General features: G+C 69.5%; 10 protein-coding genes. 2 read left to right on the top strand and 8 right to left on the bottom strand.

What is annotated here, in order from left to right:
* Positions 1-10: 10 nt before the first annotated feature.
* From GY812_00220 to GY812_00210, 3 genes are all read right to left on the bottom strand, one after another.
* Positions 11-886 (bottom strand): LLM class F420-dependent oxidoreductase, encoded by an 876-nt coding sequence (locus GY812_00220; GenBank protein MCP4433909.1) that lies wholly within the window; start codon positions 884-886, stop codon positions 11-13.
* 79 nt (positions 887-965) lie between these two features.
* Positions 966-2987 carry a hypothetical protein gene (locus GY812_00215; GenBank protein ID MCP4433908.1) on the bottom strand — a complete coding sequence of 674 codons (2022 nt, stop codon included), beginning with the start codon at positions 2985-2987 and terminating at the stop codon, positions 966-968.
* Positions 2988-3130: 143 nt separating this feature from the next.
* On the bottom strand, positions 3131-3784 hold the full coding sequence (locus GY812_00210) for a DsbA family protein (protein ID MCP4433907.1): 654 nt from the start codon (positions 3782-3784) through the stop codon (positions 3131-3133).
* Between the two features lie 31 nt (positions 3785-3815).
* Here GY812_00210 and GY812_00205 point away from each other — a divergent pair, with 31 nt between their 5' ends.
* Positions 3816-5819, top strand: a complete 2004-nt coding sequence (locus GY812_00205; protein MCP4433906.1) for an ATP-dependent DNA helicase — start codon at positions 3816-3818, stop codon at positions 5817-5819.
* A gap of 58 nt (positions 5820-5877) precedes the next feature.
* Complete coding sequence (locus GY812_00200; GenBank protein MCP4433905.1) at positions 5878-7449, top strand: site-specific DNA-methyltransferase; 1572 nt, start codon at positions 5878-5880, stop codon at positions 7447-7449.
* Between the two features lie 16 nt (positions 7450-7465).
* Here the strand turns inward: GY812_00200 and GY812_00195 are convergent, their stop codons facing one another.
* From GY812_00195 to GY812_00175, 5 genes are all read right to left on the bottom strand, one after another.
* Entirely contained in the window at positions 7466-7933 is a 468-nt protein-coding gene (locus GY812_00195) for a hypothetical protein (protein ID MCP4433904.1), read from the bottom strand.
* The gene (locus GY812_00190; GenBank protein ID MCP4433903.1) at positions 7930-8532 is read right to left on the bottom strand and encodes a hypothetical protein; all 603 of its coding nucleotides are present in this window, start codon (positions 8530-8532) and stop codon (positions 7930-7932) included. Before GY812_00190 ends, GY812_00195 begins: the two co-directional genes overlap by 4 nt.
* Before the next feature lie 77 nt (positions 8533-8609).
* Positions 8610-9383 (bottom strand): hypothetical protein, encoded by a 774-nt coding sequence (locus GY812_00185; protein MCP4433902.1) that lies wholly within the window; start codon positions 9381-9383, stop codon positions 8610-8612.
* On the bottom strand, positions 9380-11266 hold the full coding sequence (locus GY812_00180) for a hypothetical protein (protein MCP4433901.1): 1887 nt from the start codon (positions 11264-11266) through the stop codon (positions 9380-9382). Before GY812_00180 ends, GY812_00185 begins: the two co-directional genes overlap by 4 nt.
* Positions 11266-11763: a hypothetical protein gene (locus GY812_00175; protein MCP4433900.1), complete on the bottom strand. Its 498-nt coding sequence runs from the start codon at positions 11761-11763 to the stop codon at positions 11266-11268. Before GY812_00175 ends, GY812_00180 begins: the two co-directional genes overlap by 1 nt.
* Positions 11764-11793: the final 30 nt, after the last annotated feature.

Raw genomic sequence — 11793 nt, 5'->3', positions numbered from 1 at the left:
GGGCACAGGCCTAGAGGTCGACTGAGGGCGCGATCACCTTCTCGCCGAACTCGGCCAGGGCAGCGGCGGGGTCTGGCGCCAGGGCGAAGATGAAGCCGGGCACACCGAGGCGGTCGACTCCCCTGGCAGCCATCTTCTCGACCGCGGCCAGCGGATCGTCGCCCCACAGGCCGGGGTGCGACGACGTGATCTCGATCGAATCGGCATCACGCCCGGCATCATCCGCGGACGCACGCATCACATCGAGCAGCTCACCGAGGTCACCTTCGCCGGGGAAGAAGCCGTCGCCCAGGCGACCGGCACGACGGGCCGCGGCCTTGGTGTGGCCACCGATGTGGATGGGCACCCGGCCATTGACCGGCTTCGGGTTGACGGAGATCCCGGAGAACTGCATGAACTCGCCGTCGTGCACGGCGTGGTCGTTGTCCCAAACCGCCCGCATCGACTCGATGTAGTCGTCGGTGCGCCGGCCCCTCGCCTCGAAGGGTATGCCGAGGGCGTCGAACTCCTCTTCGAGCCAGCCGACGCCGACCCCGAGCTCGACGCGGCCGCCGGAGATCTCGTCGAGCGTGGCGAGTTCCTTGGCGAGCACGATGGGGTTGCGCTGGGGGAGGATGAGTATGCCGGTGGCGAGGCGAAGCCGCTGGGAGTTGGCGGCCACCCAGGTGAGCCAGATCAGCGGATCGGGCAACGGAGTGTCTGCCGCCATGGCCATCTTCCCGGACTTGTCGTATGGATACGACGACTCGTAGCCGTCGGGGTACACGACGTGTTCGACGGTCCAGAGCGACTCGAAACCCGCGTCGTCCGCTGCGCGGGCCATCTCTGCGGCCCCCTGCGGTGTGGCGAAGCCGAGTGTGTTGGCGAAGAGCATCCCGAATTTCATGCCGGGACCGTACAGCGCGGCGGGGTGCGCCGCGGCGCACCCCCCTCGGAGACTGGAGATCGGTTGTGCAGACTGTGACTCAGGACCGCCCGAAGGGGTCTCCGCCGAGGAAGTCGTAGCGGAAGCCGCAGACGCCGTAGGTGTTGTTCCAGACGTCGTTGGGCACCGTGGGGGCCACACCGGCCGCAACGTCGCCCAGCACCGAGGTACCGAGCCCGCTGTTGGCCAGCGCCTGCTCGTGGTCGCCGTTGGTCTCGAGCTGCACCCTCGTGGCTCCGCCGGCTCCGTTGGCCGAAGCGGGCAGCCCGACCACCGGTGGATCGAGCGTCGGAGAGCCGTAGAAGCTGCTCGGGAACTGCTTGTTGGCGAGCCCGAGACCCATCGCTGTTGCGAAGTGCCGCGATGCTTCCAGTGACACGCAGCCGTCGTTGGCTCCGGTGACGTTCACGTAGTGCAGCCCCGAGGGAAGGCCGGCGGCACCGACGTTGATGCCGTCGGATGCCTCGGTGGCGGTCTGCACGAGCTGAACGAGCGGGTTGAGCTCGTCGAGCGGCACCTCGTCTGCGGTGAACAGGGCGAGGTTGTAGCGCTGGAACGTGTGGGCGAGCGAGTGGTACTGGCCACCGGAGCCCGAGCTCGAGTAGACGGCCTCCACGCCGGTCGCCGCCTTGGCCACGAACGGCAGCGACCAAGCGCCCTGGCTGTGACCGGAAGCCACGGTGGAGGCCTCGTCGGTCTGCACGGTGCCGGTGGTACCAACAGTCGCGCCGTCGACGCTGAACGACTCGAGGGCCCTCAGCAGCGAGATGTGGTCGGACGCCTGCTGCAGCGGGTTGGCCCGGCCCGACTTCGGGTTGATGAAGTTCGCGTAGAGCAGGCCCGGCTGGTCAGCAGCCGCGATGTTGACCGCGGTGAGGGCCGGGTCTGTTGCACCGGCCATGTGGGCCGGGATCTCGGCGAACAGGTGGCCGTCATATGAGAACGGCGGCGGGTAGTTGTCGCTGTCACCTTCGGACTCGATGGATCCGATGTGGGCGACCGTGGGCCACCCGTCGAGCGGTGCCGCCCCACAGGGGATGCGCATCCGCACCGGCACGTCACGGTTCTTCTTCACCACGGCGATGCCACCGGTCAGGTCCATGCCCCCACCGTTCTGCAGGTACGGGTAGGTCCCGATCTGGTAGTCGGGCACCGACATCGTGGCGGTCACGAGGCTGTTGGTGGCGCCGTTGCCCCCAGCGGTGTTGTCGACCGCACATGGGGCCTGGCTGTCGACCGTGATCGTCGGCGCAGCAAGGCCGGCGTGTGCCGCCTCAATGGCGTCGATCTCGGCGCCTGTGTCCTGGGTGCGGTACACCGAGAAGGCCGCGATGTCTGCCGGATCCCAGTTGGTGGCTGCCGATACCGCTGCGGTGACTGATGCCCGCTGGGCCTGCAGGTTCGCCCATGTGGGCTCGTCGACGCCGTGCTCGTCGGTCCAGACGCTGTCGAGCTGGCTGATCAACGGGGCCTGCTCGATCGGCGCGCCCTGGCTGTCGAGAATGCCGTTGAACAGCACCGCGGCGTAGTTGGTCCCCGGCTTCAGGGGGTGGCCCGGGTAGGGCACGAGCGTGAGCAGCCGGTTGGGGCTGTAGCGGTCACCTGTCGGCTCATACACCGCGATGACAGGGTGAAGCGTGTTGCCGTTGTCGAGGTCGATCAGCATCGCACTGGCATCCGGCGAGAGGCTGTCGGTCGCGCCCGAGGGAAGCGTCGAGGGGTCGATGTCCACGTTCGCCTGGAAGAACACGGCGGTGTTGGTGCCGAAGTCGGTCACTGCCGCGGCGGCCTTGCCGACCGACTCGGCAAGGAACGGCACCGCCGGGATCGGGTCGACCAGCGGGTTGCGTGCGAGGCCGGGCAGGCCGCGCATGTCGAGGGTGCCGTTGGTGTACTTGCGGATGTCGTTGGGCCACGGCAGCGAGAAGAACCCACCGGCGCGGTTCGCGACCATCATGAACCCGCCATGGGGAGGCACCGCGGTCACGGTCGGTCCGCCTCCGCCACCGCCTCCCGATGTGGGTGCGCACGCCGCGAACAGCAGAGCCGCGGCGAGCGCCATTGCGCATAGGCCAAGACGGGCGCCGCGGCGCCTGACGGGCAAAGACATGAGAATCCCCCTCGAAATCGCTGGCCCCATCCTGCTGGCAGGCCGGCTGTAGCGCAAGCGTCGCCAAGGGTTTCGGGAACTACTGCGCTACGCAATCATTCCAGTGCGGCGGCCAGGAACCGGTCGAACCCTTCCCGGTCGGCAGTGACCCGCAGGTGGCCGTCGTCACCACGCGAGACATCGAGCGCCGGGCAGAAGAAGCCGCCGGCCCCGGTGAGGAAGTGCGGCGAGCCGACCACACCCAGATCGACACCCCGCTCGTGGTCCGCTGCCACCTGGGCCTCATGGGCATCGTGCTCGGACGGGTCCCAGTCGACTCCGTGGCTCCGGGCCAGCCCGGCGAGGAGGTCGTCGTCGGAGATGTCGAATCCCTGTTCGAACAGCAGATCGCGCAGCCGGAGACTCACGGCCTCGCCCACCGACGTACCGGACTCATATGCGCTGGCTGCAAGTGACATCGCCGGGATGGAGGTGTGCGGGAAGCTCGCCTCGTCGAATCCCGAGAACAAGCCGCCGCCGAGCTGCGAGCGGATCTCGTCGACCTCCTCGCGGATGAAGGCGGGGTCGAGCGGCTTGCCGTTGACGACTTCGAGGGGCCAAGCCCTCACCACGAGGCCCAGGTCCTCACGGCCGTGACGGGACCGCTCCTCGACGAAACGGAGCAACCCGACATGGGTGAATGGGCATCCCACGTCGGCGAACACCTCGATATCAGCCACCGCACCTCCGTTGCCGGACCGGTCGTCCATTGTCCCAGACGACCGGCAGTACCGTTGCCGGATGGCCGGCGAGCACGATCCCGAAGCAGATGCACGGCGCCTGCTCGACGAGCTCGTCGAATCGCTGCCATCCGGCGGCGAGACCCGTGACGGCCAGGCGGACATGGCGGCGTTGGTCGCGCAGGCGCTTCCCACGGGCGGGCGACTGGCCGTGCGGGCCGGCACCGGCACGGGCAAGAGCCTCGCCGTGCTCGCAGCCGTGGCGACCACCGGGGTGCGCACGGTGATCGCCACAGCCACCAAGGCGCTGCAGGACCAGTACGCCGACAAGGAGCTGCCGTTCGTCGCCGCACACCGCGACCTGCACTGGGCGGTGCTCAAGGGACGATCCAACTACCTGTGCCTGGCGCGGCTCGCCGAGGCGCAGTCCGTGCTCGCGGGGGAACCCCCACCCGGTGCGCAGGACGAACTGTTCGAGACCGAGCCCACCCCCGGCACGCCAGCGGACCTGTCGGGGGCCTCGGAGGACCGTCTCGAGACGATCACCGACTGGGCCGACAGCACCGTCACCGGCGACCTGTCCGAGCTGCCCTTCGAAATCGACCGGCGGACCGCGCCGTGGGTGGCCACCGGACCCGACGGATGCCCCGGCGCCGACAAGTGCGCGCAGGGCGCCGACTGCTTCGCCGAGTCGGCGATCGCCGCGGCCCGCGAAGCACAGGTGGTGCTGGTCAATACGGCCCTGCTCGGCGCCGACCTGGCCCTCGAAGGCGCGTTGCTCGGCGACGCGCAGGCTTACGTGATCGACGAGGCCCACGAGGCAGAGGACATCCTCGCCTCCGCCTTCGGTGCCGAACTGCGAGGTGATGACCTGCTGCGCGTCGAACGCAACATCCGCGTCGCCATGGGTGACACAGAGGACCTACGGAGCTCGCTTCGTCGCACGGCCGCAGTGGTCGACACCGAGCTGGGCGAGCACGCCGACGAGGTGTTCCGCGAGGGCTTCCCCGACTCGGGAGGCATCGCTGCCACCATCGCCCGGGCCGCGGGAGTCGCGGCCGAGGCACAGTCGGCGGCCCGCGACGCAGTGAAGGCTGACGGCGACGACCCGCGTGCCGAAGCAGCACGCCGCAGTGCCGACCGGCTCGCCGAAATGATCGACCGGCTCGCTGCCGATGGCACCGACGACGCCATCTGGGTGGGCGATCCAGGCCCCACGATGCGCCGGGTGCCGATCGATGTGGGCGACCGCCTCCAGATGACGGCATGGGGCGACGCCGCGGTTGTCCTCACGTCGGCGACGGTGTCAGCGCCGATGATGGGCCGACTCGGCCTCGGGTCGAGGGCGGAGTTCGAAGACGTTGGCAGCCCGTTCGACCACCGCGACGCCGCAATGCTCTACGTGCCGCCGCTGTTGTCTTCGGACCCGCCCCGCGACCGCAACCCCAACCACCCCGAGTGGATGGACGAGGCCTGGGCCGAGGCGGCCGAGCTGATCGACGCCGCTCAAGGACGCACCCTGTTTCTCTGCACATCGATGCGCAACGCGCGGGAGTTTGCCGAGAGAGCCCGCGACGAGCTGCCGTGGCCCGTGCTGCTGCAGGGTGAGATGCCCAAGCCGAAGCTGCTGGCCGAGTTCGCGGACGACGAGCACACGGTCGCGGTCGGGACAATGGGGCTGTGGCAGGGCGTGGACGTGGCGGGCCCGTCGCTGAGCCTCGTCATCGTCGACAAACTCCCCTTCCCCAGGCCCGACGACCCGCTGTGGCAGGCACGAGCCGATGCGGCCCGGCGGAGGCTGGTGGAGGCCGGGACGCCGGAATCCGACGCCGGCTTCAAGGCATTCCTCGAAGTCCAGGTGCCCAGGGCGGCGTCACTACTGGCGCAGGGCACCGGTCGGCTGATCCGCACCGCGTCGGACCGGGGTCTCGTGGCGGTGCTGGATCCACGACTGGCAGAGAAGTCCTACCGCAAGGCGATCCTCGACGAACTGGCACCGATGCGACGCACCCGCACCCGGTCCGAGGCGATCGCGCACCTGCACGAGGGCCTGGAATCCGCCTGAGCCGCCGCCCGCCGGGCCGTCGGAGCGGGGTAACCGGCCACTGTCACTCCCCACTTCTATGCTCGTGTTCGTGGGTAGCAGCTCCAGCGACAACTCAGGTGGCCAGAAGTCCACCGGCCGCGGGCGCACGTCCACCTCTGCATTCGGCGCCGGTCGCCGCGAAGGCCACGACGCCTCGGAGTTCTACGCCCGGTTCTCGCCTCCCGAGCTCAGCGACGACGAGACCGTCAGCCGACCACCCCAGTTGATCGACGAGCTGGGTATCGGCCGGGTCTTCAATGCCTCGGCCACCGACATGTCCCAGCTGCCCGACAACAGCGTGGCGCTGGTGGTGACCTCACCCCCCTACTTCGTCGGCAAGGAATACGAGCTGGCTGTCACGGGTGGGTCCGACGACAGCGGGATCCCCTCCACGTACATCGACTTCCTCGAGATGCTCCGCGACGTGTTCTCCGAGTGCGTCCGCGTGCTCGAGCCGGGCGGGCGCATCGCGGTCAATGTGGCCAACCTCGGCCGCAAGCCGTACCGCAGCCTCAGCGCGGATGTGGTCGGGATCCTCCAGGACGACCTCGGCCTGTTGCTGCGCGGCGAGGTGCTGTGGGAGAAGTCAGAGGCCTCCTCGGGATCGTGCGCCTGGGGTTCGTTCGCCAAGGCATCCAACCCGGTGCTGCGCGACATGACCGAGCGGGTCGTGATCGCCAGCAAGGGGCGGTTCTCGCGTGCCATCAGCGCACCGAAGCGCGAAGAAGCGGGGCTGCCTCACGTGTCGACCATCACCAACGACGAATTCGTCGAGGTCACCCGCGACGTCTGGCGTATGGATCCCGAGTCGGCCAGCCGAATCGGCCATCCCGCCCCGTTCCCGGTCGACCTCCCGCGGCGCCTGATCGACCTCTACACCTACGTGGGCGACCTCGTGCTTGACCCGTTCGCCGGGTCCGGCACCACCCTCGTCGCCGCGGCACGCACCGGCCGTGTGGGGGTCGGCTACGACCTCGATCCCAACTATGTGGCACTTGCAGAGGAGCGCATCGGTACGGAGGTCGCCCGGATCGACGGCGTTGCAGCGTTGGCCGAGTCACTGGATGACCCGGATCCCGAGCTGCGCGCAGCGGCGTTCGAGAAGCTAACCCACGAGGACCGCCTGGAGCACTTCTGGTCGCTCGCTGTGAGCGAATCGATGAAGGTGGCCGACATCGCCACTGCACGGCTCAACGAGGCTGGCTTCGGCGACGTGCGCAGTTCGGTGAAGCACCCCGGCGGCGCACTCGAGGCCGACTTCGAGGTGACCACCGCCGATGGCAACCCCTGGTATGTGGAACTGGGCGGCTCGTTCACGAGCGCCCGGCCGGGCCTCCAACGTGCCGACGCCGTCTGGCGCATGCTCGGGCGCCTCAGCGTGCTCGGCGCTCACCACAACGCTCCGCCGCCGATCGTTCTCACGCCGGCGCTGCCACCGCCAGGTTCGGCGAGCGACAAGGCACTTCGTGCCGCCGGACCAGCAGCCGTGTTCGATGTGATCGAGCTGCACGAGCCCGCCGGCCTGGCCCGCCTGGCCCAGTACGCATCGAGCAAGGGTTCCCCGGAGCCGATCCCCGGTTTCTGGTCGACCGACGACCTCGACTCCTGACCTGCGGCTACCCCGGTCAGTCGATCCGCAGCGTTGACATGACCATCATCACGCCGGTCGCGAGCTGCTGGCGGCGGCGGTAGCTACCGACCGCGCTGTAGAGGCAGAACGCCCGGCCCGCCTCGTTGAAGAACTGCTGGTGTCCCGCTTGGCCGGGCACCGGGCGGTGCATCGTCTCGCGCCTGAATCCGTCGGCCGTGATGGTGGCAAGGCCGCGCTGGCGGTACAGCGGCGCCGAGGCCGCAGCCGAGTCGAACTCGACCAGAGCCAGGAAGATCTGGTTGGACGCCATCGTGTCGATCGGACTGCCACCGAAGTCACCGCGCGGGTTGGGCAGCGCGAAGTTGGCCAGGTGCAACACGGCGTGGTCAGTGCCCTCGGCGCCGTTCTCTCCGGGGCCGTCGCCATGGGTGAGGGTGATGGACGCCTCCCAACCCGTGGGGACCACGATCGACAGGCCGTGCGCCGCCAGCCGGTAGGTCATGCCGATGCCCCGGACACGACAGCCACCGCGGCCGTGGCCGCCGCCAGCACGACGAGGCCCGTGCGCGTAGCGCGGGCCGTGGGGGCCGCCGACGAGGCAATGCGAGCATGCAGGTCCGCCAGGCGCTGGGGCGTGTCGGCTCGACGCGCGGCGAGCAGCACCAGCCCGCGTGCAAGCCCGAACGTCGCCCCGATGGCCAGCGCAGACCACCAGGTACCGCTCAGCACGGCCACCGCGAGCACCGCCCAGGTCGACCAGGACGTGATGATCGTGACCAGGGCGAACCCGAGCTGGAGCCCGAAGCCGGCTCCGTACACCCAGCCCCGGTAGGCATGCAGCCAGTTCTCGTCGACCTGCCGGCGGATCGTGGGAATCGGCACACCTGTGGCCTCGAACACGGCAGTGAGCACCAGCACAGCAGCGGTGAGGGCCAGCCGGACGTCGGTGCCCGCGACCCGGCCGATGAGCTCACCGAGAGGCGCCAGCAGGACCCCGAGCGCGGCACCGCCAAACGCCGATCCGGCCACGTACGCGGCCGTGGTCAGAGCCCATGAGTTGCCTTTCGCACGCTCACCGAGCGGCGTGATGCTCGACAGCATCGACTCTCCTCAAGGCGACCAGCTGGCCCGGACGGCTCCGAGCACAGCGGTCGCCATTCCGATCAGGATGAGCGCCGTCACGTCTCGCGCCCTTCACCCGGGTCGTCGCCCGACCCGTGCGCGTCGTGATGCAGACGCGGGTCGCCGGGCTCGATCCTCGCCGCGCTGAGCTCTGCGTCGATGCGCGCCCGGTTGCCGCCGAGCAGCTCGCGGCGCGAGTGAACGGACCGGCCCGTGTCGTGGCGGGCCCGCTCCAGCAGTCCCCTCACCTGGTCCCAGCCCGCGGCTGCGCCCTCTCCGACCACCAGCCCGCGCTCGACGAGCACGAAGTACGGGGCGATCGGGATGCCGTAGGCCTCCCACGCATCGGTCGACATGACCACGGGGATTCCGTCAGGCGCCAGATCGGCGACTACCGAGGGCGACTCCGCTTCCTGTCCCTGGGTGACGATCACCGTGCGCGTACCCTCAGCCGCCCCCGAACGCTGCGGTGACATGTCCTCCCAGAAGCCCCGACAGGTCATGCATCCCGTGCTCAGGAACGCGATCAGCGTGGGCGAGTCGCCGACCGCCATCGACAGCACCACCGCATCACCCTGGGGTGTGGGCCCCACTATGTCCCCGGCCACCCGGCCGAGCGCGTCGCCGGGCTCGGGGACTCCTTCGGCGGTGCGGCCGACCGGCGACTCCTGGCTGCCGTCCGCCGCCGCGGCGGTGGGGGTGGATGGGTCCATGTCGACACCCATCTCATTGAGTGCGCGCAGGATCTCGGCATGGCTACGCAGCAGGCTGACCACCAGAACGGCCAACAACACGACGACGACTGCAAGGACCGCAACGACGACCGTCATGGCTGCACACCAGCTTCGGCGGGCGCCGCCACCGGTGCGCCGGGCACGGTCAGCCTGGCTGTGGCCATCACCACCGGCACCGTCGCCGGGCCATCGACCTTTGCGACCACCGCGACCTCATGCTCGCCCGGGGGCACATCGAAGTCCCACGTGCCTCCATCGGGTCCCGGGCGAAACGATGCGCGGTAGCCGCCGTCGACCAGCAGCCTCAGCGTCGCCGGGTCGGCTCCGCCCACCTGCAACACACCGGTCGCAGTCACCCGCACGCCGGCCTCGATCGCTGCGAGCTCTGTGACCTCGCCGGCAGCCACCGATGCCACGAGTACCGGCGAGCAGCCGAGCTGCACATCGGCACCCTGGCCGACGTTGAGTGCGGTCACGCAGACTTCCTGGTCACCGGAACCCACGGAGTTGAGCGTGATGTCGAACCCATGGCCGTCGTGTCCGTCGCCCCGCGCAGCATCGGCGGTGAACCGCCCGACCGAGATGCCGGCCACTGTGACGTCGACATCGATCGCGGCGCGGGAATCGTCGTCGGACGCCCAGCCAACGAGGCGGACCTGCCCGGGGCCCGGCGAAGTGACGGACTCGAGCACCCCCTGCGGATGGGTCCCCACCGTCACGGTGCGGCAGCCGAGATCCACGTCGACGCCTGCGTTGGCGTTGCGGGCGACGATGCAGACCGTGTGCTCACCGGGTGTGGCGGGGATCACCTCTTCGAATCCGTAGTTGCCGCCGAGGTGCGGATATGCCGCTTCGAGGTCTGACCGGTAGCGGTCGGCCACCACGCTGCGAACCAGCTGGCCGTCGACGGTGATGTCGATGCCCGACGAGGCGTAGGCATCGGGATCGATCACCCAGCCGCCCACCGTTATCTGCCCGACATCGGCGGTGGCGACGTCGAAGTGGCCGAAGCCCTGGCCGGTGATGTTGACCATCTGGTGGCCGATCCACGTCGACCCCTGCCCCGAGGTGTCGATGGAGGCGACCGAGACCAACTGCTCACCCGGGCAGAGTCGCAGGAAGATGTCGAAGCCGTGGTTGGGGCCGTGGCTCGGCCACGCCGATCCGACATCCGCGCGCGGCAGGGCTGCCTGGAAGGAGCCGGCAGGCCTGAGACAGGAGTAGACGTTGACCGTGTTGGGTCCCACGGTGCCGGGGTCGAGGGTCCAGCCCCGGAGGCGCACGCCGCCGGGCACCACGTCGATCGCGTCGAGGTTGCCGACTGCGTCGACCATGAGGCACGGCCGGTGGTGGTAGCGGGTGACGTTGTCGGTGCGCACCGCCTGGGTGCACGAACCATCGAGCTTCCACGGTTCCGTGCAGGAGACCACACGGCACTTGATCGGACCGAGGCACGCCATGTGCTGGTTGCACTGGCCATAGCGGAAGTGGGTGCAACCGGCCTTGCGGTTGTTGCAGTCGCCCCAGGCGCAACCGCAAGTGGTGTCGGCACAACCTCCGCTGCACACCCCGTTGCCCGGGCAGCCGCAGCCACCGCAGGTGCCGTGGCAATCCATGTAGTAGCGCGGGCCGCCGCCGCAGAACTCATGGCCGTCGACCTTCCACCAGCCACCGAGCACAGAGTTGGGCGGACAGCGGTTGGCCCCGTAGAGCGTGCAGCAGAACTCGGTGTAGCCGTCGTAGCAGAGGGCCCCCGGTGCACAGATCGCCCCGTAGGCGGTGCCCGGGCGCAGCACGAACGTGCCTGGCGCGACGGTCATCGCGGTGCCGGCCATCGCAGTTCGCCGAAGGAGCTTGCGTCGGTCGATGCCGCGGCCCATCAGCCCGGCGACCCTGTCGGCGAGCCCGCCACCGGCGAGGGCGCCGCGCCGCTTGGACTCCTCCGCGGTCTCGGTGCGCCGACGACCCATGGTGCGCATCAGCCGCGCACCGACTCGGACTCGGCCACGAGGCGAGACACCTCCGCAGCCTCGGAAAACACAGCAGAGATGAGGAAGCCGGCCATCACGGCGAGCAGTGCCGCGCCCGCCTGGGCTGCGGCGGTCAACTCGGGCCAACCCGCGATCACCGAGAGGCCCGCAGCGACCGCGAATCCGGCGTTCATGACCGTGTGGAAAATGCTCGGCCGCACGGGTGCGGAACCGAAGCACCCGCAGTCCTGCACGCCCATGCTGTGCTGCCAACCGGTCAGGGCCGCGAGAAGGGCATACGTGGACCCGAGAACGGCCAGCGACACCGTGCCGGGAGCCACCAGCGCCCAAGCCCCGATGCCGACCTCGACCATTCCGAGCAACGGGCCCTGTGGCACGAGATCAGGAAGGCCATCGACCCGGCCAGCACCGCCCGCGACGAGCTTGGACACCCCTGCCGCGACCAGAAGGCCTGCCCCGACCATCGACACCACCACCAGAACCACGCGGCCAACATAGCGACGGATCGCACCCCA

Source organism: Actinomycetes bacterium, assembly GCA_024222295.1.
Taxonomy (GTDB): domain Bacteria; phylum Actinomycetota; class Acidimicrobiia; order Acidimicrobiales; family Microtrichaceae; genus JAAEPF01.
This window is presented reverse-complemented; position numbering and strand designations above follow the sequence as displayed.

Coding starts and splice junctions, on each gene's coding strand:
- GY812_00220 (MCP4433909.1), bottom strand. CDS start 886: ATGAAATTCGGGATGCTCTTCGCCAACACACTCGGCTTCGCCACACCG.
- GY812_00215 (MCP4433908.1), bottom strand. CDS start 2,987: ATGGCGCTCGCCGCGGCTCTGCTGTTCGCGGCGTGCGCACCCACATCG.
- GY812_00210 (MCP4433907.1), bottom strand. CDS start 3,784: ATGGACGACCGGTCCGGCAACGGAGGTGCGGTGGCTGATATCGAGGTG.
- GY812_00205 (MCP4433906.1), top strand. CDS start 3,816: ATGGCCGGCGAGCACGATCCCGAAGCAGATGCACGGCGCCTGCTCGAC.
- GY812_00200 (MCP4433905.1), top strand. CDS start 5,878: ATGCTCGTGTTCGTGGGTAGCAGCTCCAGCGACAACTCAGGTGGCCAG.
- GY812_00195 (MCP4433904.1), bottom strand. CDS start 7,933: ATGACCTACCGGCTGGCGGCGCACGGCCTGTCGATCGTGGTCCCCACG.
- GY812_00190 (MCP4433903.1), bottom strand. CDS start 8,532: ATGCTGTCGAGCATCACGCCGCTCGGTGAGCGTGCGAAAGGCAACTCA.
- GY812_00185 (MCP4433902.1), bottom strand. CDS start 9,383: ATGACGGTCGTCGTTGCGGTCCTTGCAGTCGTCGTCGTGTTGTTGGCC.
- GY812_00180 (MCP4433901.1), bottom strand. CDS start 11,266: ATGCGCACCATGGGTCGTCGGCGCACCGAGACCGCGGAGGAGTCCAAG.